The organism is Mucilaginibacter oryzae (assembly GCF_003148845.1).
GTDB lineage: Bacteria > Bacteroidota > Bacteroidia > Sphingobacteriales > Sphingobacteriaceae > Mucilaginibacter > Mucilaginibacter oryzae.
This window is the reverse complement of sequence record NZ_QGHA01000003.1, coordinates 408,107-431,271: the sequence shown is the minus strand read 5'-3', so window position 1 is coordinate 431,271 and position 23,165 is coordinate 408,107. Positions and strand designations below refer to the sequence as shown.

Below are 23,165 nucleotides of genomic sequence, written 5' to 3'. Positions count from 1 at the left end.
AACGGCTAAGTGCTCTTATCCTTCGCTTAAAAAAGCATTTTAATATTACAAAATCTATAAAAGTGTATAGTAACAAGAAATCTATCCTTGTAATTGGTGCATTGGGGCAAATTGGTACCGAACTTACTGCTGCCCTGCGTTTAAAATATGGTGTTGACGCGGTTACCGCTTCAGACCGTCACCCTGTAAATGAAAAAACAAGTTATGTAAGCCCTTACGTTCAGTTAAATGTGCTTGATAAGGCGGCCCTGCAAGCCTTGGTACAGGAAAAAGAAATTACCCATATATACCACCTCGCGGCTGTATTATCGGCCACGGGCGAACAAAACCCTTTAATGGCCTGGGATATCAATATGCAGGGCCTGCTGAATGTGTTGGAAGTTGCCCGCGAAGAAAAACTGGAACAGATTTTCTGGCCAAGCAGTATCGCTGTTTTCGGTCCGGATGCTCCGAAGGCTGATTGCCCGCAGGATGGCGTTACCAATCCGTCTACGGTTTACGGTATCAGTAAAATAGCGGGCGAGCAATGGTGCCGTTATTATTTTGAAAAATACGGTTTGGATGTTCGCAGTGTCCGCTACCCGGGATTGATCAGTTATTCGGCTCCTCCGGGTGGCGGTACTACCGATTATGCTGTGGCTATATTTCATGAAGCGATTAAAACCGGCAGCTACGAATGCTTTTTAGCAGAAGATACCCGCCTGCCAATGTTGTACATGGATGATGCCATCCGTGCTACACTTGAGTTGATGGATGCGCCTGCCGAACACATTAGCATCCGCACATCATACAATTTATCGGGTTTAAGTTTCAGTGCCGCCGAACTTGCTGCCGAAATACAGAAGCACATACCTGAGCTAAAAGTAAGCTACCAACCGGATAGCCGACAGGCTATCGCCGATAGCTGGCCTCAAAGCATTGACGATACCGTAGCCCGCAACGATTGGGGCTGGAAGCCGAAATTCGATGTTGGGCTGATGACGGAAGATATGCTGCTGAATTTAAATGATAAATATGCCGAGAAAGCTAATTAATACCTATGTTCATCAAACCGAAATGGCCGTCACAAATCGACGGCTATTTTCGTTTTTATGAAGCCTTATTAACGGTAGTGATAAAAAATCCCCCTGTCAAAAGGTGTCCATACGCAGGCTTTTTGGCCTCCGGCCTTTAAGGCGTTGTTAGCCCAGGTGTTGCAGGTATAAAACAGATTGTACTTGCGCTTAGCCTCATAAAAAGCGTCGTTGTTATTATAGTTAGCGTTTGTTTTTATGTTGATCACATTGCCGCTCTCATCCAGCTTAAAGCTGCTTTGGATATAAGCTACTACGCGCTTGTATTGATCATTACTGATCATTATTTTCCTGCAATTGTTATTAGTTTGCATATCAGGGTGATACGTTGCATGAATGGCCGATGTGCTTAAAGCGAAAGCAGCCCTAAAAGCCGTGCCGAATTTTAAATCGGCCCAGGTGGGGGTATTAAGGTAAAAGCCTTTATCGCCCCAGCCAAAAGCAATGTATTTGCCGGTGGTATCTCTCGCAATGGTGTTTTGATAACTCATTTCTTTGCCCCAGTCGATAATATTGGTTTTTACCGGTACAACTATATCGGTATGGGCGCCGTTGGTGAGTATGTAGATGGTGACATCGTTAGGTGTACCTGGCTCTTTATCTACACTCCATACCGAAAGGATCAACGCCGAAAACAAGTAAAGCAGTGCAAATGCCACAAAGCCTAACACAAATTTCAGGATGAAGCGGGTGGTTTTTTTGATGATGTTCATAATTAAGGCTAACAGGTTCGGTTTCCTTAATTAATACCGGAACGGTGTAAAGGTAACCCGAAGGTAATTGTTACTTCCCGCCATTCCCGCCGTTGTTGGTGTTGTCACCACCAACGGCGGAAAAAACACAACATCGCCGTTGGTTTTAACCAATTACAATGATGTGTTATAAGTGGATGGTTAAATTTATCAGCAGCTTACACTGTAAAATTCTGTCCTCATCTGCCGTAAAACTTCTTCGGCTTTCCGTACATCCGGCCTGTCGGGCAGTGGAGATGTACGATATAGTTCGGAAATCTCCGTCATTTTTTCCTCAACCATCAGGGTCAGGCCATCAAACTCAAACTCACCACTGCGGATCTTCAGCAGGAAACCCCTATCTGGCCGGTTTACTATTACCTCGCCATATTTAGCTATTTCGGCGGCCATATTCAACAGCCGGAAGGTGTGCATCATGTTTTTCGCATCATAATTTTTACCCTGCGATAGGGTACTTTGATACCGTAATTCGTTACGTTTAGCTACCCATTCGTGATACTCCTTATATTCTTTGCAGTATACCGAATAGCCGTCTTTGTTAAAGTTCATTACGGCAAGATGCGTTAATCCTTTGGAGACAGGGCTTAGTTGTACGTCATCGGCTTCATGCCCCGAACTTATGCCTCTAAAATAGCCGGTAGTTAACTGGTGCTGATGATACAACAGGTAGGTATCCCTAAAATGATCCACCGCAATAAGTCCGCAATTCTCCTGTACAAAACCGGTTTCTTTTAACCAATCCTTTAGCGGGATGCTTCCGTTGGTATAGATCACAAAACAAAAATCTAATATCGACCGGCGCTCTCCCTCCATCGGCCTGTTGATTTTTTTATTTAACCCCCGTGCCTTTTTTATCTGCGAATGCGCGTACCCTGCAAAAGTATCCAGGCAAAGTTTTGACAGGAAATCCTCCGGCTTTATCAGGTCCATTAACTGATGGCGGTATAATACAAACTGTTTGGGTGTACTTAACAGTTCCAATATGTTCGGATTGTTTTTGGTAAGTAACTCTAAAAAACGGCCTGCTTCAAAATAAACCTCATCATTACTATCATTGGTTACCTGGGTGGTTTGCGCGAATCCGTAAAGCTGTTTTTGAGGCATCATAAAGATGCCTTTTTTATCCGTATCAGAACCTTTAACATTCAGGTTATACGCGGTACTCCCGCTGATACAATCAAGCAGGAGCCATTGCGGGTTTTGCTTTAACTGCTGAAAATTCATTGTTGTATGTGTTTTTTGAACAATAAGTTAAGCTCACCGGGTTCTCTCTTACTTGACGGTAGCCCGGGTATTTGTTGTTTACAATAGCTTAAAGTTTCGGCAAGCCACTGCTGTAATACCGGAACAGATTTAACCGTCGCTTTTTCATTGGCTTGCCCCTTTCGCTCAAGCAAGGGCTCTATGGCTTGTTGAACGGCTGCATCGGTTATCATCACCCGCAATTTAGTAAATTCCATAGGCGGCACGGTTTTCCGGTCCGCTATCCAGAGGCAGGCCAGTGCCGATCGCAGCGCATAAAAGCAGCGCTTGAGGTTTATATCGTCCGACTGCAAATCGTTGGTGAAAGCATTGAATGCCAGCGAAACATAGTGGTTAGCTGTCGCCCGCGTTGAAAAATAGCCGGGCATGAGCACCCGCAGCTCTTCGGCGAAAACAGTTTCTTCCCTGTAAACTACCGGCGATTGCAGCCATTCGTACGGCGATGCGTTCGACTTAAGAAATAGCTTAAGTGCCTTACGTATATCCCAGCCTCTCAAATCCAGTTCATCATTAAGCGGAAGATCAAGGAAGTCGGGCATGCCGGTTATGCCAAGATAGTAATCAAGCGGGCGCACATAAAAAAAGCGCACATCATAATCACTATCCGGCGAGGCGAAGCCCCAGGCCCGGCTACCTGATTCGCAGGCGTAAAGTATTTTTATATTTTCAGTCTGCTCAAGCTCCAGGAGTTTTTGTTGTATGGTTGGTGTCATGGTTATTTTCGTAAAAAATAAATAAAGAAACCAGGAGCTACATTGAGCAAGCGTTTTGTTTAGCGTGACAGGCGAAGTAACACTTACTTACGGCATCCCGGTTTCTTTTACTGATAAAGGTTAGGTTGCAAAGTTTTAATAAACAGCGGTAAAGGCGAATAGCCGATAAGTAATCGGGGTCCCATGCTCTACGCTGCTGAGCTACCTTAGCTTTACGCTAAGGACCGGACTTATACCGGCGACCTTGGGGTTATGCGAAGTAATACTTATCTACGGCACTTTAACCGCTGTTCATTTTAAAAATAAGGGCAATTGTCAACAAATCTTCTACATTATGCTTTAACCACCTGAGCTACCGCGGTTACCCGCAGGCCGGGTTCGAACCGGCGACCCGAATGTCCCTAAACGAAGTATTACTTGTTTACTGCACCTTATTTTATTTTCAATGTTTTAATAAGAAGGGTAACTGGCTATAAGTGTGTGCTTACACCGGGTTCTGATCTTAACTACCCTTAAGGGCGTGATTAAAACGGGCGTTCGGTAATGTATCGAAGTAACACTAATAAACGACACCTCCTTAATATAAAGAGCAAAGGCGGCAAGGGGCTTTGGGGGCTTGCAAGCGAGGACTTGAACCTCCATCACGGCTTTCACCGCAATGCCCTCCCCATGGTCTGCTGCGAAGTATCCCTTACCTACGGCATCCTTATTTTTTTCAGGAGAGTTAAAACTCTCCGTGTTTTTTAGTTTCAGTATTTTAAAAGAAGGGCAACGGGTTACAAGTGTTTGCTTACCCTGTGTTTAACCATCTCAACTACCCTTTCGGGGCCGGATTCGAACCGGCGTCTCAGGCTTGGAAATCGAAGTAACACTTATATACGGCACCTTCTTTATAAAGAGCAACGGGTATAAAGAGCAACGGGCGGCCTGCGTAGGTTTTAATTTTATTGAAGTAACGCAGGCATACGGCATCTTTATATTTTTAACAGGGGAGGCCTTTTCCTCCCCATTATTTATAAATCAATTTTGTTAATTAAATCAAGTGCCGGGCTGCCTTTTTCAATGGCTGCCAGTACATCAAAAACTTTATCGCTCCAGCCTGCAATGAGGTACACATCGTTTTGCAGCAACTGCAATGGCGTTTGGCCATAACCTGCCAGGTCAAACAAGTACAATTTGGCGTTTGGCGCAATGTTTTGTTTATAATAAACCCACTGCTCCTGGATATGATTAGTGCTGTTGTTGCTGTTCCACAACTGGCAGTCGGTAAACAGCATTACTTTATCCATCTTTACACGACGGATACTCAGATCATAAATAACCAGGTAGCCATTGGTTGAATAACCCACTTCACCTTCGCGGCGGTAAAATTCCTGCACGTTGCTTAATATGTTATGGCGCGGTATGGCAATAGTTTTCCAGGTATCGCCAAACATACCCACTTCCACATTATTACAGCGCGATTGCAGCAGCATGGCCAGCATCAAACCTATATCATACAGCAATACTTTTGATTTTGCCGAGATCGGTTGTTGCATCGAACCGGATACGTCGCAGGCCAGCAGTACACGGGTGTTTTCATCAAAACCCCTCATGTTTGCAGCGCTTGCCCGTACCGCTTTTTCTAAGGCATCCAGCAATTCGCCGGTATAGCCTTTGTTGCCTGTTATGGCGGCTTTGGCGGCCCTTACAATGTTTTGCGCCGCGTTAGTTGGTGTGATCAACTCGCGGTAAGCTGCCAGGTAACGGAACGGGAACTGTTTGGCCTTAGCTACCTGTTCGCCATCTGCCAGGGTTGCGCATACTTTTTTAAAGTGCGCATAGCTTACGCCTGCATCCTGAATGTTACGCAGGTTACGCAATAAAGCCATGTAGCCCAGCTTGCCGCTATCTATCAGTTCTTCCCACTTAGCCCGGAACGCGGTAGCCCTGGCTTCAACGCTATCAAAATTCAGCTGACCCAAAGCGGATAACTCGGTTTCCCATGTATAAGGCGTTTGCAGATTACCGGTCACTATTTTGTTAAATATCAGTTGCTGCAAGTCATCCTTGGCACGTGGGTGTACCAGGAACAGGGCATCGCGCAGTTTAACGGCGCCATCGCGATTATATTTGGCAAACTGGTACTCATCAAAACGGTTAAATGCCATTGCTAAACCTTTCTGCATTTGCTTCGATAACCGGTTTAGCTTTTTGGTGCCGGTACGCCGGTTCATTACCTGGTAACACGCCAGCAGCTCCGTAATTTCATCGGCCCGGCCAACAACGGCGTCGGTAACCCGGGCAACCAGATCGTCGCCCGAGTGCAGCTTAGCCAATTCGGTAACCAGTAACAGCGGAACCGAACGCATATACATTTTAGTACGGGCATATACCGCCAGCTTACCCACAAATACCGGATTGCATTGGGCGATCAGCATCTGCAGGCGCCCCATACGTGTTTGATCTTTTTCGTAAAAGGTATCGTTCAAGCTCCAGGTTACTACCGTGGTGTACAGTTCCATTTCGGGGCTCATTTTAAAAGCTTTCTCCCCTTCATGGTTAACCACTATTGATTTCACTTTGCTTAACAGGTTGAATTTCATTTTATACCTCCTTTGTTTGTTTTGACGATACAAAGGTTGGAAGCTGCTGCGCAGTGTATTTGCGCAGTGAAAAAAAAGTTGATTTTTTTTTCAGAACAGGGATTTTGTTGGAAATGTTAAGTGTTTGTTACGTATTGACGCATCACATACGTCTTCTTCAGGACAAGCGAGCCCACAATCATCTACCCAAGCCCCAATTATGTAAGCTGCAAGTCATTAAATTCCTATTACCCTGCTATTAAATAATTGTTAATCAATTTTATTTACTTTCGCCACCTGTTAGTTTCTACCGCAACGGGCAATGATCTCCCTGCCGATCCGGCCTAAAGGAAAACTAAAAGCAACGTAGTTTAATGGAAAGTAAATGGAGGCTGGCCGAGTATAAAGTGCTTTTATACAGGCTGTTTTTAGGGTATTTGTTTTATTTTATCGCAAGGGTGTTATTCTTCGCGTTTAATACACACCTTTTCGCTGTTGATAGCTTTTGGGCACTGCTTAAACTTTGCTACTATGGTATGGCCTTTGATACCACGGCCCTGCTGTATACCAACAGCCTTTTCATACTGCTCAGCGTATTACCGCTGATAGTGAATACCCGCCCGGGTTTTCAAAAAGGTATGGCCATTTTGTATTTCATTACCAACCTGCTTTGCTACGCTACCAACTTTGTAGATATTATTTATTACCGCTTTAGCCAGGTACGCTCAACCAAAGCCACCCTTGATGTACTGGCCGATGAGAATAATAAAAAGCTATTATTTACCCATTTTTCTGAAGCTTACTGGTACGTAGTGGCCCTGTTTATTATTTGTGCCCTTAGCTGGATCTGGCTGTATAAGCTGGTAAAACTGAAGCCGCAGCGGGTAACCGACAATAAGGTTTACTTTTTATCATCGGTGGTATCATTTTTTGCCATCCTTGCTTTGGTGATCGGCGGCATCCGCGGCGATTTTGCGCACAGCACGAGGCCTATCAACATGGTTGATGCCTATAAGCATATCACCATCCCAAACCAGGGCGATATTGTACTGAATACCCCGTTCGCTATTTTCCGTACGCTGGGTACCAATAACTATAAGCTGCAGCATTGGGTTGATGATGCTTACATCAGCGCTAATATCAAGCCCATCAAGCAATATAATAACCAGCCCGCCGCCAAACCCAATGTGGTGATCATCATTTTGGAAAGCATGGCCCGCGAATATTGGGGCAGCATGAACAGGGACGTTAACATCCCGGGCTTTAAATCATACACGCCGTTTTTAGATTCGCTATCAAACAGCAGCCTCATATTTACCAACGCCTATGCTACCGGCAGGCAATCTATTCATGCCATGTCGTCGGTATTGGCAGGTATCCCTTCATTTCAAAACGCTTTCACCTCGTCGCCTTATGCCAAGCAAAATATCCAGTCGATCGTATCGGTTTGTAACGATATGGGCTACGAAACCTCGTTTTTTCATGGCGCGGCAAACGGTTCGATGGGTTTCCAGGGCTTCGGCAGTATTTTGGGCTATAAGCACTATTATGGCCGTACTGAATATAATAATGACCGTGATTTCGACGGCATCTGGGGTATTTGGGATGAGCCCTTTTTTCAGTTTATGGGGCGCACGCTTACGCGGCAAAAGAAGCCCTTTATGGCTACGTTGTTCACGCTCTCATCGCACGACCCATATCAGCTGCCCGAAAAATATAAGGCCAGGTTTACCGGCGGTCCGCTGGCTATTGATAAGTGCGTACAATACACCGATAACGCCTTGCGCGAATTTTTTAACTATGCCAAAACACAGCCCTGGTACAGCAACACCATTTTTGTGATCACTGCCGATCATACCAGCCAAACCTATTACCCCGAGTACAGCAAGCAGGTAAACCGTTTTGCCGTTCCCATCCTGTTTTACAGCGCCAACCCGGCGTACAACCTTAAAGGCACCCGCACAGATATCGCGTCGCAAATGGATATATATCCCACCCTGGCCGATTTAACGGGTTATAATAAACCTTTCCGCTCATGGGGGAGGAGTTTAGTTAGCAAAGTGCCCGATGAGCAGCCGAGGCTCATCAACTCCACCGGTAATATTTACCAGTTTATGCAGGGTAATTACACCTACCTGTTTGACGGTAAAAACTTTACCGGGATTTTTGCCGTGGAAGATAAAGGTTTGGATAAAAACCTGATGCCCGGCGGGTTAAACCCCGAAATGCAGAAAGGCATGCAGGATTGCAAAGCGCTGATACAGGATTATGTAGATAGGATTGTGAATGGGAAAATGGTGGTGAGGTAAAGGCGGTCTGGTGATTTTATACCTGGGGGCACTTATTCCACATCACCCCAAATTTTCCACATTACCCTAAAACCCCTGCCAATGCATTAACTTAGCCGATTAATTATAAGGATAAACCGCTTGGCTAAAGATACTACCAAAGAAACCCCCTTAATGCAGCAATACAATGCTATTAAAGTAAAGTACCCCGGTGCTTTGCTGCTGTTTAGGGTGGGCGATTTTTACGAAACATTTGGCGAAGATGCCGTTAAAGCCGCGGGCATTTTGGGCATTGTGCTTACCCGCCGCGCCAACGGTGCCGCTACGCATATTGAGCTGGCGGGTTTCCCGCACCACTCGCTGGATACCTACCTGCCCAAACTGGTACGTGCCGGGCAGCGCGTGGCTATCTGCGATCAGCTGGAAGACCCTAAAACAACCAAAACCATCGTTAAGCGCGGCGTAACCGAACTGGTTACCCCCGGCGTGGCTACCAACGATAATATCCTGCAGCAAAAAAGCAACAATTACCTTGCTTCGCTGCATTTTGAAAAAAATACAATCGGCATCGCGCTCATAGATATCTCTACCGGCGAGTTCATGACGGCCCAGGGTAACAGCGATTATATTGATAAACTGCTGCAAAGCTTTTCGCCCAGCGAGGTGATTTACCCTAAAAGCCGCGCCCGCGATTTTAAAGATACTTACGGCGACCGCTTTTATACCTACGCCCTTGATGAGTGGCCTTACAGCGGCGATTATGCCACCGAAACGCTGCTGAAACACTTCGGCGTAAAATCATTAAAGGGTTTCGGCATCGATAAGCTGCAGCTGGGCATTATAGCCGCAGGTGTAGCTATTCACTACCTTAACGAAACCGAACACCGCAACCTGGGCCATATCTCGGCCATCAGCAGGATAGAGGAAGACCGGTATTTGTGGCTCGACAGGTTCAGCATCCGCAACCTGGAGCTGGTGGGTTCGGCCAACGAAAACGCCATGACCCTGGTTGATGTGCTTGACCATACCTGCTCGCCCATGGGGGCGCGTTTGCTGCGCCGCTGGATTGTGATGCCCTTAAAGCAGATCAAGTCTATTAATGACAGGCTTGGCGTGGTAGAATACCTGATAGGTAATGAAGAACTGCGTGAGGAGTTGCTGCAGTACCTGCGCCAGATAGGCGATTTGGAAAGGCTGATCTCGAAAATTGGCTTGCAAAAAGCCAACCCGCGCGAGGTTTGCCAGCTTAAAAAAGCTTTAACGGCTATAGCCCAGATCAAACGCATTGCCGAAAGTTCGGGAAGCGCGCCGTTACGTGCCATAGGCGAACAGCTTAACCCCTGCGCCCTCATTTGCGAAAAGATAGAACGCGAACTTAACCCCGAGCCGCCGGTGATGCTGGTAAAAGGCTCGGTAATGAACGATGGCGTTAGTGACGAGCTCGACAGGCTGCGGAAAATCGCTTTTGGCGGTAAAGGCTACCTGCTCGAAATCCAGAAACGTGAGGCCGAGTTAACGGGCATCCCTTCGCTTAAAGTATCGTTTAATAACGTGTTCGGTTACTATCTCGAGGTTACCCACGCTCACCGGGATAAGGTACCCACCGAATGGATCCGCAAGCAAACCCTCGTGAATGCCGAGCGTTATATCACGCCCGAATTAAAAGAATACGAAGAGCAGATTTTAGGCGCCGAGGAGAAGATCCTGGCATTGGAAACACAGCTGTACAACGATTTGCTGTATTCGCTGGCCGAGTATATCAAGCCTATCCAGCTTAACGCCCAGCTGATAGCCCGTTTGGATGTGCTGCTCAACTTTGCAACCATCTCCATCAAAAATTACTACGTTAAGCCCGAAATAAACGAAAGTAAGGTACTGGACATTAAAGGTGGCCGCCACCCTGTTATCGAAAAAAATCTGCCGATAGGTGAGGAGTACATCACCAACAGTGTTTACCTCGATTCGGAAACGCAGCAGATCATCATCATTACAGGGCCTAACATGGCCGGTAAATCGGCTTTGTTAAGGCAAACCGGTTTGATAGTGCTGATGGCGCAGATGGGCTGTTTTGTGCCTGCTAAAGAGGCGATCATCGGTTTGGTTGACAAAATTTTTACCAGGGTAGGGGCATCCGATAACCTTTCGTCGGGCGAATCGACCTTTATGGTAGAGATGAATGAAACGGCCAGCATCCTCAATAACCTATCCGACAGGAGCCTGATCCTGCTGGATGAGATCGGTCGCGGTACGTCAACTTATGACGGTATTTCCATTGCGTGGTCAATTGCCGAGTACCTGCATAACCATCCAACGGCAAGGGCCAAAACCCTTTTTGCCACCCACTATCACGAGCTTAACGAGTTAAGCAACTCGTTTAACCGCATTAAAAACTTCAACGTATCTGTAAAAGAGGTTGGCCAGCAAATTATCTTTCTGCGTAAACTGGTGCCGGGCGGCAGCGAGCACAGCTTCGGGATCCATGTGGCCAAACTGGCCGGTATGCCATCCAAGGTATTGAGCCGCGCCAACGAGATCCTGAAAAAGCTGGAGAACGAACGCACCGGCGGCGAACATATTAAGGAAAGCATCCGCAAGGTTCAGAAACAGGCCGTGCAGATGCAGATGTTTTCAATAGATGACCCGGTGCTGGTTAAAATCCGCGATACGCTGAATAACCTCGATGTAAACACCTTAACCCCTGTAGAAGCTTTAATGAAACTGGACGAGATACAGCGGGTGGTGAAAAGCTGATTTTTTTGATGTGCGGATTTCAGATGTGCAGATTTCAAATGTGCTGAATTTAGATGTGCGGATGTGCTTGTTGCATTTGAGCCGGGTAGGGGTTTGTCATATGGAACGTAGCGAAACAGCTTACTCGCCCTGCAGGCAGGCAATTTTGCACCCGTTGAAGATATTTCGCCATCGCTCGTACTAAGAGAATTGATTATCTGCCCATTTATTTGAAATCCCCACATCTGCACATCTGAAATCCGCACATGCGCACATTTGCACATCCGCCACATCTGCACATCCATTAATGTGGATATGTTAATAACACCGGGCGGCTATTTTTTACAGCTTGTTTTACTTTTGCTTTATGTCTATCCCGTTTCCCCGTTTATATTATTGTTTTTTGGTGCTGGCGTCCGTAGCGGTTTTAACCTCATGCCATAGCCGTAAGGCCGTTATGCGCGGCCAGCCTGGCGAAGTTGTAAAGCCATCGGGCGATATCGCTTCAAAGTATGCTGAAATTATGGGTGTTGATAAAAGCGATATCCAAAACGGGCGCCTCTATGCCTTTATCGAGCAGTGGATGGGAACGCCGTATAAATTTGGCGGCCTGGATAAAGACGGGATCGATTGCTCGGGGCTTACTTTTTTACTGGAACAGCAAGTTTACGGGATTACCATCCCCCGCATGACCAGCAAACAGATTACCGTGATCAAGCGTAAATACGAAGATGAACTGAAAGAAGGCGACCTGGTGTTTTTTGATTTCGACGGAAAGCAGTTCAGCCATGTTGGGGTTTACCTGCAAAACGGCTACGTGGTGCATGCCAGTTCGCGCAAGGGGGTGATGATTGTAAGGTTGCGCGATCCGTCGTTGTATAAATACTTCTCCAGAGCCGGTTCCATCGAATATGCGCCCACAACCAGTATCAATAATTAAAAAGTCATCTGAATCAGAATTTACAGAATTTTAGAATGATCAGGATTTTGAAAGTAATTAGAAATAAACCAGATCAGATATCTATTCTGTAAATCCTCAAATTCTGTAAATTCTGATTCAGACGCAAATTTCAATATTTTTGCAGCATGGCACCCCAAAACAAACCCGACTATTCATTCTGGACAAAATACAAGCGCTTTGCCGGTAACGAGATCATGCTGTACGTAATTATGGTTATCGGGATTATCCTCGGTATAGTGATTATTAGCTACCTTTAGTAAGGGTGATGTTATCGTCGTCGCTATCGGTAACCTGTTGGTAAAAGTCAACCATATCCTGGTAAGTTTCCTTGCTGTAATCGCCGTCAATGATCTGCAGTTTGCGGCTGTAAATAACCTTGTCGCCGTTAACGGTAACCGAAGCTTCAAACCTGCCAAACGGCTTTTCTATCTTTACATTCTTCGGGCGCAAGTCAATTTTATACCCGGCAGGTATGGTGTAGGTTATCTCATCTTCATCGGTATAGCCCCGGTTAATATGCACGTCAAAATGCCGGTTCCGCACTTCGCGCAAGGGGGTGGTAATACGGTTGGCGGGGTTAGCCATGAATACAATTTTGTCACCGCTTGCCGATCCGTATTCAGATGCTGTTATTTTTAAAGTTTCGGTGGTATAAGGCTGATCTGTTTTGTATTGTTTAAGGTCGGCGCTTTCTATTTCAAGATTGTTGATAGGGTAGATCTTCTTCAGGTCTTTAATTTGATCTGTTTTGGATTCATAGATCACCTGGTCGCGGTCTTCATAATTTACCCCTTTAAAATTGGTGATCATAGTGCCCGAAAGATCGCCCTGCGCGTTCAGCGTAAATGAGGCCTTGCGTTGTTCAAGGTTTGCCTGGGCGGTATATTTTGGCGTACGGATCAGCTTGCCTCCCTGGGGCGTACAGGCCAGTACCAGCCGGTCATCGGTAAAGTTGCCCAAAAAGCCGAAGGGCATGTTCTGGCTGGTACACTCTAAAAAGGTGGTGTCGTTTTTAAACGGAAGGCAAAGGATCACATGATCGCCCTGGTCCATGCTTGCAAAATCGGGCAGCATGCTTATTTTCTGACTGCCCGATTTTACCACGCAGTAATAGGATTCTATATCCACAGCTTTCAATAGGGCCTGGGTATAGTTTACCAATGCCTTACAATCACCATAGCTTTGCTGGTCAACATCCGCGGCCGGAAATGGCTGCAGCCCGCCAATACCAACCGAAATATTTATATAGTGCGTTCTTCCCTGCATGTATTCATAAATTTTGCGGGCTTTGGCTTTCGGGTCGGTAACGTCGGCAGTAAGTTCCTTCATTTTTTGCACGGTTACCGGCGATAGCTGCTGCCTGCCTGCGTTCAGCTTTTCGTACTGCCACTGACCCAGTTCCTTCCAGTTGGTAACTGTTCCGCTTACGCCCCGGTAAGTAAACTTATCGGGCGCCACCTTAAGGCTCGGCATCCTTTCGCGGTATATCGGGCTGTAAGGCTCGCTCCGTAAGGCTTTCAGGTTACTGATTTGCCAGGTATAAGTTTGCAGGCCCTGTTTATTGGTGGCTATAACCGGGTTTACGTGCAGGTTTATGGGCTTATACCTTATTTTAAAATCGGGTTTGCAAATGAGGGTATATGAACTTTTTTCGACTGAAATCCCGTCGGAAGCAAGTGGGTGCCAGTTTTCCAGGTCGAGCGATTGTTTCGATTTTACATCGTACTCATAACTTACCGTATAGGGATAATCGGTACTCCGGGGCTGGTAATGCTTCAACTTCAGATCGGTAAACAGCGAAAAACCGTCGTGCTGGCTCTCGTCATCAAAATCACTTTCAGAAAACTTGCCTACCGGTTTACCCCACTGGTTGTATATTATTCCCTTTACATCTTTTATTATATTGCTTTTATCATACCAGATCACCAGGCCGGCTTCATCATCGCCGTTCTTGTTTAAAACCGTAATGGCTTTTTTAACATGGCAAAGCGTGTAATCAAAGTCTTTCACCTCAACGGTGGTTTCTTCGTTACGCACCACGGCGCCGGCATAAGGTAAAAGGTCGTTCGGGATCAGGGAGGTGTCATAATTATCCTGCGCTTTAACACAGGTTATTGCCGATAGTAAAAACAGCGCTGTTAAAATTCTCTTCATTATTTTTTCCTGAATACCATTTCGCCTTTTTCGGTGAGGATGATCTTGTTGTACAATTCTTTAAGATAAGGGTACTCGGCCGGATCATAAACCGTTTTGTTAAACTGCGTGATGTTCGAAAAGGTGAAGGTATTGTTATCCTGTGTTTCGAACGCGGTTGCAAACATGCCGCCTTTGTTTGGCAGGCCATAAGCCACAACCTGGGGCGGCGTTTCAATAGTATATTGAGGCGGCAGGTGCATTACCAATACCAGGCGGCTGTCTGACGCGTAGCCCCAGTCTACAGGGTAATCGCGCTCGGCCAGTTTAAACGGATTGGTGGTGCGCTTTTCCCAAAAATAGGGATTAAATAAAAGCCTGTCGTGATTGTTGTTGTCGTAAGCATCTATCTCCACCTCAAAGGTTTCCCGCAGCGGGTTGTCCAGGCTATCGAGGTTAAGAATATCTGATTTAAGAACCTTCAGCTTGGGGTGTTTCTCGTCAAAATCCTCTACGTACTCATCAACCGAATTAAATTTCTTAATGATTTTACGTCGTTCGTAAGCCTCGTAACCCTTGTAGTATGAGATAATGGTGCCCTTTATTTTACCATTATCCAACAGCGTAAGTTCGAGGGTGCGGGTTGTCGCACCTTTTTGCTGCGTTCCCAGGTCTATCCAGTATGATGGTTTGTTGAGGCTCACCACCCGGCCCTGATCATTAACACAACGTAACGGCAGCAGGCCAAATTGAAGCAATGGGTCGGTAGCGTCAAGCAGGTAGGTATTATTACCAATGTTAACCTTGGCTATCACATAATTAAAGTCGTTTAATACGGGGTAAAGCGTATTCACCATACCATGCTCGCGGGTTGAAAGTAACACGGCCTCGGCATTTAAACCCGCGGCATTCAGGGCGGTAACCAGCGTCAGGTTGATGTCGGCCACACTGCCCGAGTGTGTTTCAATGGCCTTCTTTATATTCTCGCTGTAAATACCGTAATAGTCGTTAAACTTTATCTGCTTTTTAACCCAGCTATACAGGGCTTTGGCTTTTTCAAGCTCGTCGGTTTTACCTGCTATAACGGGCGCTATATATTCCTTAAGCAGGCTGCCACGCTTCAGTTGCGAGCCAAAGCTTTCGCTTGTTTTCAGTATCCGGTCAACATCGCTCCATTGTTTGGTTACTACGGTTTTTACCCCGGTGTAGGGGTTGGTTACCTCTACCAGTTCAAAAAAGATGGCGGAAAGGAAGTTTTTACGGGCCGTCATGTAATCTTCCTTAACAAACGCGGGGATATCCTTTATGCCATAGGTAATGTGCGAGCAATCGGCTTTTGAACCGCCTGATATAAAGCATTCGCGCTCCACTTCTGATGCGCTTTTGGTAAGTTTCAACACGCCGCGCAATGAAGCGTTAAATGTCCAGAAACCCGGGATATGAACCTCGTATTGTGAGTACATTTTAGGGATATCGTCCTGGAAATACCAGTCCCTGAAATAATCAATATATGGTGATACCAGCTTGTATTTAAACTCGATAACGCAACCGGGGTGTAGGGCAGGCAAGGCAAATTTTACGGTGCTGCCATATTTATAATCCTTTACGGTAAAAACCTTTTTGGGGTCGAGTTCGGCCTTCTGGATAATGCCGTTTTCGTCTTTATAGTAGGTGGTGCCGGTAACTTCGTCCACATCTTCGGATACGGATTCGTTGTGGTGGATCGGGATTTCGATAGTGCCGTTATTGAAACCCTCTTTGTTAAAAATCTTGATTTTCGCGTGGTAAGTGTAGATCAGCCTTACGTGGTCGTTCACTTCATCTATCCGGGTACTGCCAAATTCATTTAAAAAAACCGCGTTGGCCTGCGGGTCTTTATCATACGCGGTCATCTCAATTTCCTTATCGGTTATGCCCGGTTCAAAATCCTGGGCACGGGTTGTTTTAGCTAAGCCGATAAAAATGAGCGCGATAAGAAATAATTTCTTCATGTAAATTGTGATAATTAGGAAGCGTCAAAATAAATAATAATTCGGTATAATAAATCAATTAAAAAATTTATTGTACTGATTAATTTTAGGACTTTTGCGACCTTTGTATCTCTGATCATCAACAAATGAAATTAAAACTAAAACGTCCGCTCGCCTTCTTTGATCTTGAAACTACAGGTACCAATATCGGTGCCGACCGCATAGTTGAAATATCTGTTATCAAGCTTTATCCTGATGGCACCGACGAAGTTAAAACCTGGCGCGTACACCCTGGCATCCCTATCCCGCTCGAATCATCATTAGTGCATGGCATTTATGATGAGCATATTCAAAATGAACCTCAGTTTAAAGAACTTGGCCAGTCGATAGCCGATTTTATTGGCGAGAGCGACCTGGCCGGCTATAATTCAAACAAGTTTGATATCCCGATGCTGATGGAAGAGTTTTTGCGCGCGGGGGTTGAATTTAACCTGGATGCCCGCCACTTTGTTGATGTGCAAAATATATTTCACCAGATGGAGCAGCGTACCTTAAAAGCCGCTTACCAGTTTTACTGCAATAAGGTGATTGAAAACGCGCACTCGGCCGAGGCCGATACCCGCGCTACCATGGAGGTGTTGCTTGCCCAGATTGAGCGCTACGAAAACGTGGAATGGGAAGATAAAAAAGGTAATAAATTAGTGCCGGTTGTGGGCGATGTGGAAGCTTTGCACCTATTTACCAACCTGAGTAAACCTGTTGATTTTGCCGGCCGTATGGTTTACAATGAGCAGGGCGAAGAACTGATTAATTTTGGCAAGCATAAAGGTAAACGTGTTGAGGACGTGTTTACTGTTGAACCGAGCTATTACTCGTGGATGATGCAGGGCGATTTCCCGCTTTACACCAAGCGCAAACTGGAGGAAATTTATAACCGCTGGAACGCTAAACGGGTTGCCGAACGCCAGGCTAACCGTGCCGCGCAACCAAAACCCGCCGAGCAGCAGCAACCGGCGGCATCAAAGCCCGAGTATCAAAAAAAGGAGTTTATTAAACCCGATCATACCCGGAATAATAACTACCAGCAAAATAAACCATTTAAAAAGAAGGAAGAGCCTGCAAAACCTGTTGATGACGACATGTTACAGCAGTTAGCGCTGAAGTTTAAAAAGGGATAAACCACAAATTATATACAAAAAGCCTTTGCGAAAAATCAACCGCGAAGGCTTTTTTGTTTCAATTGACTTGTCAGGAATTGTTGAGAAAACTGATATTCCTGGTTAAGCCACTGAACCTGGTGCGCTTAACCGCCGAGTTTTTGAATACTTTTTGAAAAACATCCCGGGTGATTTCCTGCCAGTCGGCTTTTTTTAAATGGAGCAGATCGGGGTGGGGGGTAAAGGCAGGTTCGGTATGGATTACCGAAAAGCGGTTCCAGGGGCAAACATCCTGGCAAACATCACAGCCAAACATCCAGTTATCCATTTTACCTTTAAATTCCTGCGGGATCTCATTTTTCAGTTCGATGGTGAGGTAAGAGATGCAGCGGCTTCCATCAACCACATAAGGGCCAACAATAGCATTGGTAGGGCAGGCGTCGATACAATTGGTACAGGTGCCGCAATGATCGGCCGTAGGCGCGATGTCGTATTCCAGCTCCAGATCAATGATCAGTTCGGCCAAAAAAAAGAACGATCCCGCTTTTTTATTGAGCAGGTTACTGTTTTTTCCTATCCAGCCCATACCCGCCTTTCGGGCCCAGGCTTTATCCAGTACCGGCGCCGAATCTACAAAAGCCCTGCCTCCCACTTCGCCTATTTTTTCGTTGATGATTTGAAGCAGTTGTTTAAGCTTATCCTTTATCACGGTATGGTAATCCATCCCATAAGCATATTTGGATATTTTGGGCGCCGATGGGTCATCCTGTGTTTGATCGGTATAGTAATTTATCCCGAGCGAGATAACCGATTTGGCACCGTCAACCAGCAACCGCGGATCGAGGCGCTTATCAAAATGGTTTTCCATGTAGGCCATTTCGCCATGCATGTTTTTGTTAAGCCAGGCTTCAAGGCGCGGGGCTTCCTCCTCCAAAAAATCGGCTTTGGCAATACCGCAAAACAAAAATCCAAGCTTTTGGGCCTCGCTTTTAATGAGTTGGCTGTATGCCTGTTTGTTTTGCTGCATTTTGCAAAGATAATATAAATGGAACCGATAACTAAGGCCCGGTAAGCCAGGGAAATGTAGAGGCCTTCTCCAATGGCAATAGCAACTCTTTTTTTAGTGATATCGCTACGGGAAAGTATACAGCGAGCTGATTTTAAAGCCTCACCTAAATCCTCTCCAAAGGAAAGGGCTTTAAGAACAAAGCGTTCCCCCTCCTTTGGAGAGTGCTGGGGTGAGGTCTTTTTTACGTTCTGATCATTAATAAATACTCATTTTTTTAACCATTGGTGCAGTTTTTGTACTTATAGTAAAATATAGGTTTAACAACACATGCTGGAGCATATAAAATATTTGCCATCGCATGTATTAGGGATGCATGCTGTTGGCCACGTAACAAATGATGATTACGAAAAGGCTTTACAACCTTTGCTGGAAGAAAAGGTAAAACGCGTTGGGAAGATCAATTTTTTGTTGATACTGGAAACTAACATCAAAAACTTTAGTCCCGGTGCCTGGTGCGGAAACGTGAGGCTGGGACTTAAATATTTTACCCGTTGGAATAAAGTGGCGGTAGTAACTGACCAGGAAGGGGTGAGGGAATTTAGTCATCTTTTTAAATACATCCTTCCGGGCAGTTTTGAAGGCTATAAACTGGAAGAGCTGGACGAAGCGATAAAATGGGTAACAGGAATTAAATAAATTATATAATATGGAAATTTCAAGGAAAAGGCCGGTACATGATGGTAATAATGATGATTCGGATCTGCACAATGACGAATTGGGCGAAAACAGCGGTGCTGATACCGCAATAGCTAAGGAGGGTGCGCCGGAGCCAGGAGAAACCGGCAAGGATAAAACAGCTCAGGCAGCATCTTCAAACAAAGGACAGGGTCCCGCGGGAGAGGACTTGTAGCCCCGCGGCGACGCCCCCCAGCCACCTAAAGGGGGAGGAAGAGCGCTTATTCTCCATTGATAAATTATAAAACAGAAAATGCCCGGTTTTGCCGGGCATTTTCTATACATATCCTCGAGCTCCCCCTTTAGGGGGCCGGGGGGGTCCGACAGCCTTAAAAGCTATTCCTGATGCTTTTGCTCAAGGTTTTGGTGCTCCAGTAACCGCTATCCAAAATACGGCGCACGGTCATCAATGGGTCGTTCGGGTCGCGTTTATCCGCCAACTGGAAAGCCATTTTAAAGCCGTGTTTACGTAATTCAGGCAAGGCTGCCTTGTTCCAGATGCCGAACGGATAAGCGAAGTAATCCATTTTTTTGCCGGTTATTTCTTCGAGGGTTTTGGTTGGCTTATCAATCTGGGTAACCCAATCATCCACCGGGCGGGTAGTTATTTTACCATTTTTACCAATAATTTTAAGTGTTGAGTTATGTGAGTAGCGGTCAACACGGTGGTGGTCCCAGGTGTGGCTTGCTATGGTGTTGCCTTCGTCTGATAGTTGCTTAACCTGCTCTTTGGTCATGTAGTGCGGGCGACCTAATGATACGGTCATCACAAAATAAACCGCTTTAAAACCATACTTTTTTAGTGTAGGGTTGGCGATGGTGAACTGATCCAGGTCCGTATCGTCAAACGTTAACATGATGGGTTTTTTGGGCAGTGGTGCGCCTTTGGTAAGGTAAGCGTAAAGCTGATCGGGCAGGATGGTATGGTAACCGCTGTCGGCCAGCATTTTGATGTGTTCTTTAAAGGCGGCAACCTGTACTATGTAATCTTTAGCGTTTTTGGAGTCGGTCGGCTTCCAGTCACGGATCTGGTGGTAACAAAGTATGGGTACCTGCTTGCGGGCCAGTATAGCGGCGGCATCACCGGCTTGCGGTACGGCGTTGCCCGTTGCCGGTGCGGCAGCAGCCGGAGTAGTGGTTGGAGTTGATTTATCAGCCGGTTTTGACTGACATGAAACTGTGCCGAAAGCGCAGATAAGCAGCGCTGCTAAACTTTGTTTTATCATATTATAGGTTGGTTTTTTCTTGTTTTAAAGGCCGCTAAATTAATAATTATATCACATGCCAACCTTTTATTGTAATGAAATTTAATTATTAATTTAAAGATAGCCGAGATGAACGCTTCTTAACGTTTCTTATTAATGATGTATTGTAACCCCGGCTTGCAGGTTAACAGGTGCCATCCCCCAAAAACAATAAATACCTTGTTGTTAGTTTTTAATAACCCATCAATAGTGGCGAGCAGGTTTTGATCTCTTATTTCTTTTGAGGCCCTGCCGATCTCCTGAAATTTACCGTTTGGATTAAAGGGATTGGTAGGTTCTAACTTTTCAATTTCAAACGGGCGGTGCAGCAGCTTTTGATAATTTGCCTTGTAAAATTCCAGTGTTTGCTCTTGCTGCGATAGCTTTACCCCGCCTGTTTTCATGATATAATTTTGAATAAACTTGGAATAGTTCGCTTTAAAGGCGGCACTGTCAGTTATAGGGGGCCTGATTCCCCACATAAACCTTTCTGTAACAATATAAGCCAGCAACTCGCCTTTGGTATAACGCTTTAAAAGCGCTTTAAACTCCAGGCTATCGCTCATGTCGCCATTTACGGTTTTTATTTTCAGGCTGTCGGCAAGCATTTTGGTCAGGCCAATCTCGCCATCCTTCATAATCGCTTCTTTTTTTGATGCGAATACTTTTTTTGAAACATCACCCCCTTCGTTAACACAAACGTCTGGCCTGGCATCAAAAAAAGCTTTTTCGATGCCCTTAAACATGGGGTTATCGATGTCGCTGTTATTTTCAAGGTGATTAACGCCGCAAAAAACGATTTCTTTAGCGCCGTTTTTAAATGTAAGCACGTAAGGATTTGACGGAAGGTGCCCTGATGCATCCAGTTTTATTTTCAGATAGCTTACTGTAGGGTAGACTTCTTTGGCAGGCGGTTTGTCTTTTTTATTGGTGCAGGCGGCAAGTATGGCGAGCAATGCTAACAAAGTAATTTTAGCTTTCATGGGTTTTAATCGAACGGCTTTTAATGGGTATCTTTTAGATCGGCCTTAAGCCTCAAAAGTTACATAATTAAATGTTTAAGCCATAAAAAAACGGGGCTTTCTCATCGAAACCCCCGTTTAAATAATTTGATGTGAATCGGGTCCAAATCAGGGCAATGCTTTTAACATTTTGCAAGCGTTGCCCAATGCGATGGCCTTGAGATGCAATGATATTCATTGTCCAAAAAGACCGATTAGTCATCTTGAACGCAGTGAAACATTTTATTCGCCCTGTAAGTAGGCGACTTTGCACCCGCAGAAGATATTTCGCTATCGCTCAATATGACAAAAAGTTTAAAAGCGATTGTGCTCGGATACACACGGTCCACCGCGATAGTTTGAGCTTATAATACTATCCTTTTACCTTCTTTTATCGATCGCTTGGCGGCGTCTAAAATCTGCATCACTATCATGTTGTATTTTAACGATGAGCGGTCGTACTCGCCGGTTTTTAAAGGGTGTTGCAGGGCATAGGTAAAATAAGTTACCGGCGCCTCATCAGGCGCGGCCAGTGGCGCGGCTACGTAATTACGTGCGTGATTATCGGTTTTTAAAAGTACGTTATCTTTATCAAAAGCATGGACATACCCCTTGGTGCCGAATATCTCCAGATCCTTAATGCCGAAAGGCCAGTTCCAGGACGCTTCAATTTGCCCCGTAGCGTTTGGATACTCAACTAAAATGGTAGCGTCATCTTCTACCTTGGGGTAAATATTGGGCTTGTAATGCCGTGCAATGGCCGTAACGGCAATAGGGCGCTGGCCTTTCATCAGCCAGGTCATTAAATCAGCGCCGTAGCAGCCAAAATCATTAAGCGCGCCTGCCCCGTTCAATACCGGGTCGGTAAGCCAGCTCAGAAAATCTTCGCTGCAGCCAATTTCTTTTGGTCCCTGGTGGCCGTCGTGCACCACCATTTTACGGATCATGCCGATACTGTCTGCACGTACGGAATTATAGGCATGCTGGAAAGACGGGTACCAGGTAGTTTCGTAGTTGGTTAATACCTTGATATAATACTTCAGCGCCAGGAACTCCATACGCTTTGCCTGGTCTAAGGTTGCAGCCAATGGTTTTTCAACCATCACAGAGATCCCCAGCGGGGCGCAGGTTTCAACAATATCAACATGTTTGCTTACTTCATTATAACCCAGTACCATGGCCGGCTTGCGGGTGGTACACATCTTTTTCAGATCGTCAAAAAACAAAGAATCGGGCAGGTTATAGGCCTTGCCAAATTTTTCCCTGAGTTTTTTGTTAGGCTCGGCAATGCCTACAATATTCACATTGCCTTTGCTGTACTCGGTTAGTATGAGGTGGATATGATCGTGGTTTAAACCCATGATGCCTACTTTTAAGTCGGGCAGTGGTTTTTTAGCCGGTATGGTGTCTTTCCTGGTTTTAGCAGTATCACCGGGCAGCTTAACAGAAGTTGCCGGGGCAGGCGGATTAACGGGCGCAGGGGGCGTGGTTTGCGCCGATACCATGCCGCTGATTATGAGCGCGCATGCGGTTAACAAAAGTTTTAATTTAGTTTTCATGGTAGATAGGGGG

Annotated in this window: 18 protein-coding genes; 8 read left to right on the top strand and 10 right to left on the bottom strand. The window is 45.7% G+C overall.

Features of this window, described 5'->3' with window-relative positions; translation table 11 throughout:
• Positions 1-62: 62 nt before the first annotated feature.
• Positions 63-1,034 (top strand): NAD-dependent epimerase/dehydratase family protein, encoded by a 972-nt coding sequence (locus LX99_RS10965; protein WP_109607910.1) that lies wholly within the window; start codon positions 63-65, stop codon positions 1,032-1,034.
• Positions 1,035-1,102: 68 nt separating this feature from the next.
• Here the strand turns inward: LX99_RS10965 and LX99_RS10960 are convergent, their stop codons facing one another.
• The 4 genes from LX99_RS10960 to LX99_RS10945 form a co-directional block, all read right to left on the bottom strand.
• Complete coding sequence (locus LX99_RS10960; protein ID WP_211319004.1) at positions 1,103-1,786, bottom strand: TIGR02117 family protein; 684 nt, start codon at positions 1,784-1,786, stop codon at positions 1,103-1,105.
• A gap of 189 nt (positions 1,787-1,975) precedes the next feature.
• Entirely contained in the window at positions 1,976-3,049 is a 1,074-nt protein-coding gene (locus tag LX99_RS10955) for a DNA polymerase beta superfamily protein (RefSeq protein ID WP_109607909.1), read from the bottom strand.
• Positions 3,046-3,801, bottom strand: coding sequence for a nucleotidyltransferase domain-containing protein (locus LX99_RS10950; protein ID WP_109607908.1), 756 nt, complete (start codon positions 3,799-3,801; stop codon positions 3,046-3,048). The genes LX99_RS10955 and LX99_RS10950 overlap by 4 nt, the downstream gene beginning before the upstream one ends.
• Before the next feature lie 1,013 nt (positions 3,802-4,814).
• A complete protein-coding gene (locus LX99_RS10945; protein WP_109607907.1) occupies positions 4,815-6,386 on the bottom strand; it encodes a TROVE domain-containing protein in 1,572 nt (523 codons plus the stop codon).
• Between the two features lie 353 nt (positions 6,387-6,739).
• Between LX99_RS10945 and LX99_RS10940 the strand changes: the two genes are divergently transcribed.
• The 4 genes from LX99_RS10940 to LX99_RS26260 all read left to right on the top strand — a co-directional run bounded on the left by LX99_RS10940 (position 6,740) and on the right by LX99_RS26260 (position 12,601).
• Positions 6,740-8,674, top strand: coding sequence for an LTA synthase family protein (locus tag LX99_RS10940; protein WP_109607906.1), 1,935 nt, complete (start codon positions 6,740-6,742; stop codon positions 8,672-8,674).
• 120 nt (positions 8,675-8,794) lie between these two features.
• Complete coding sequence (gene mutS, locus LX99_RS10935) at positions 8,795-11,404, top strand: DNA mismatch repair protein MutS (RefSeq protein WP_109607905.1); 2,610 nt, start codon at positions 8,795-8,797, stop codon at positions 11,402-11,404.
• A 346-nt stretch (positions 11,405-11,750) separates the two neighbouring features.
• A complete protein-coding gene (locus LX99_RS10930) occupies positions 11,751-12,323 on the top strand; it encodes a C40 family peptidase (RefSeq protein WP_109607904.1) in 573 nt (190 codons plus the stop codon).
• A 146-nt stretch (positions 12,324-12,469) separates the two neighbouring features.
• Positions 12,470-12,601, top strand: a complete 132-nt coding sequence (locus LX99_RS26260; RefSeq protein ID WP_022833517.1) for a hypothetical protein — start codon at positions 12,470-12,472, stop codon at positions 12,599-12,601.
• Here LX99_RS26260 and LX99_RS10925 read toward each other — a convergent pair.
• Both LX99_RS10925 and LX99_RS10920 read right to left on the bottom strand, forming a co-directional pair.
• Positions 12,588-14,498 (bottom strand): DUF3857 domain-containing protein, encoded by a 1,911-nt coding sequence (locus tag LX99_RS10925; protein WP_109607903.1) that lies wholly within the window; start codon positions 14,496-14,498, stop codon positions 12,588-12,590. The two genes, LX99_RS26260 and LX99_RS10925, sit on opposite strands and share 14 nt — an antisense overlap.
• A complete protein-coding gene (locus LX99_RS10920; protein WP_109607902.1) occupies positions 14,498-16,468 on the bottom strand; it encodes a DUF3857 domain-containing protein in 1,971 nt (656 codons plus the stop codon). Before LX99_RS10920 ends, LX99_RS10925 begins: the two co-directional genes overlap by 1 nt.
• A gap of 125 nt (positions 16,469-16,593) precedes the next feature.
• On the opposite strand from LX99_RS10920, the gene LX99_RS10915 reads away from it, so the two are divergent.
• Positions 16,594-17,625 (top strand): 3'-5' exonuclease, encoded by a 1,032-nt coding sequence (locus LX99_RS10915; RefSeq protein WP_022833519.1) that lies wholly within the window; start codon positions 16,594-16,596, stop codon positions 17,623-17,625.
• Positions 17,626-17,695: 70 nt separating this feature from the next.
• On the opposite strand, the gene queG is transcribed toward LX99_RS10915, so the two are convergent.
• On the bottom strand, positions 17,696-18,631 hold the full coding sequence (gene queG, locus LX99_RS10910; protein ID WP_109607901.1) for a tRNA epoxyqueuosine(34) reductase QueG: 936 nt from the start codon (positions 18,629-18,631) through the stop codon (positions 17,696-17,698).
• A gap of 309 nt (positions 18,632-18,940) precedes the next feature.
• On the opposite strand from queG, the gene LX99_RS10905 reads away from it, so the two are divergent.
• The gene (locus LX99_RS10905; protein WP_022833524.1) at positions 18,941-19,309 is read left to right on the top strand and encodes a SpoIIAA family protein; all 369 of its coding nucleotides are present in this window, start codon (positions 18,941-18,943) and stop codon (positions 19,307-19,309) included.
• 10 nt (positions 19,310-19,319) lie between these two features.
• Positions 19,320-19,523, top strand: coding sequence for a hypothetical protein (locus LX99_RS10900; protein ID WP_109607900.1), 204 nt, complete (start codon positions 19,320-19,322; stop codon positions 19,521-19,523).
• Positions 19,524-19,677: 154 nt separating this feature from the next.
• Here the strand turns inward: LX99_RS10900 and LX99_RS10895 are convergent, their stop codons facing one another.
• The 3 genes from LX99_RS10895 to LX99_RS10885 form a co-directional block, all read right to left on the bottom strand.
• Positions 19,678-20,574, bottom strand: coding sequence for a polysaccharide deacetylase family protein (locus LX99_RS10895; protein ID WP_109607899.1), 897 nt, complete (start codon positions 20,572-20,574; stop codon positions 19,678-19,680).
• Positions 20,575-20,693: 119 nt separating this feature from the next.
• On the bottom strand, positions 20,694-21,575 hold the full coding sequence (locus LX99_RS10890) for a hypothetical protein (RefSeq protein WP_109607898.1): 882 nt from the start codon (positions 21,573-21,575) through the stop codon (positions 20,694-20,696).
• Between the two features lie 383 nt (positions 21,576-21,958).
• Entirely contained in the window at positions 21,959-23,152 is a 1,194-nt protein-coding gene (locus LX99_RS10885; protein ID WP_109607897.1) for a Gfo/Idh/MocA family protein, read from the bottom strand.
• Positions 23,153-23,165 lie beyond the last annotated feature (13 nt).

Coding starts and splice junctions, on each gene's coding strand:
- LX99_RS10960 (WP_211319004.1), bottom strand. CDS start 1,786: ATGAACATCATCAAAAAAACCACCCGCTTCATCCTGAAATTTGTGTTA.
- LX99_RS10955 (WP_109607909.1), bottom strand. CDS start 3,049: ATGAATTTTCAGCAGTTAAAGCAAAACCCGCAATGGCTCCTGCTTGAT.
- LX99_RS10950 (WP_109607908.1), bottom strand. CDS start 3,801: ATGACACCAACCATACAACAAAAACTCCTGGAGCTTGAGCAGACTGAA.
- LX99_RS10945 (WP_109607907.1), bottom strand. CDS start 6,386: ATGAAATTCAACCTGTTAAGCAAAGTGAAATCAATAGTGGTTAACCAT.
- LX99_RS10940 (WP_109607906.1), top strand. CDS start 6,740: ATGGAAAGTAAATGGAGGCTGGCCGAGTATAAAGTGCTTTTATACAGG.
- LX99_RS10930 (WP_109607904.1), top strand. CDS start 11,751: ATGTCTATCCCGTTTCCCCGTTTATATTATTGTTTTTTGGTGCTGGCG.
- LX99_RS26260 (WP_022833517.1), top strand. CDS start 12,470: ATGGCACCCCAAAACAAACCCGACTATTCATTCTGGACAAAATACAAG.
- LX99_RS10925 (WP_109607903.1), bottom strand. CDS start 14,498: ATGAAGAGAATTTTAACAGCGCTGTTTTTACTATCGGCAATAACCTGT.
- LX99_RS10920 (WP_109607902.1), bottom strand. CDS start 16,468: ATGAAGAAATTATTTCTTATCGCGCTCATTTTTATCGGCTTAGCTAAA.
- LX99_RS10915 (WP_022833519.1), top strand. CDS start 16,594: ATGAAATTAAAACTAAAACGTCCGCTCGCCTTCTTTGATCTTGAAACT.
- queG (WP_109607901.1), bottom strand. CDS start 18,631: ATGCAGCAAAACAAACAGGCATACAGCCAACTCATTAAAAGCGAGGCC.
- LX99_RS10905 (WP_022833524.1), top strand. CDS start 18,941: ATGCTGGAGCATATAAAATATTTGCCATCGCATGTATTAGGGATGCAT.
- LX99_RS10900 (WP_109607900.1), top strand. CDS start 19,320: ATGGAAATTTCAAGGAAAAGGCCGGTACATGATGGTAATAATGATGAT.
- LX99_RS10895 (WP_109607899.1), bottom strand. CDS start 20,574: ATGATAAAACAAAGTTTAGCAGCGCTGCTTATCTGCGCTTTCGGCACA.
- LX99_RS10890 (WP_109607898.1), bottom strand. CDS start 21,575: ATGAAAGCTAAAATTACTTTGTTAGCATTGCTCGCCATACTTGCCGCC.
- LX99_RS10885 (WP_109607897.1), bottom strand. CDS start 23,152: ATGAAAACTAAATTAAAACTTTTGTTAACCGCATGCGCGCTCATAATC.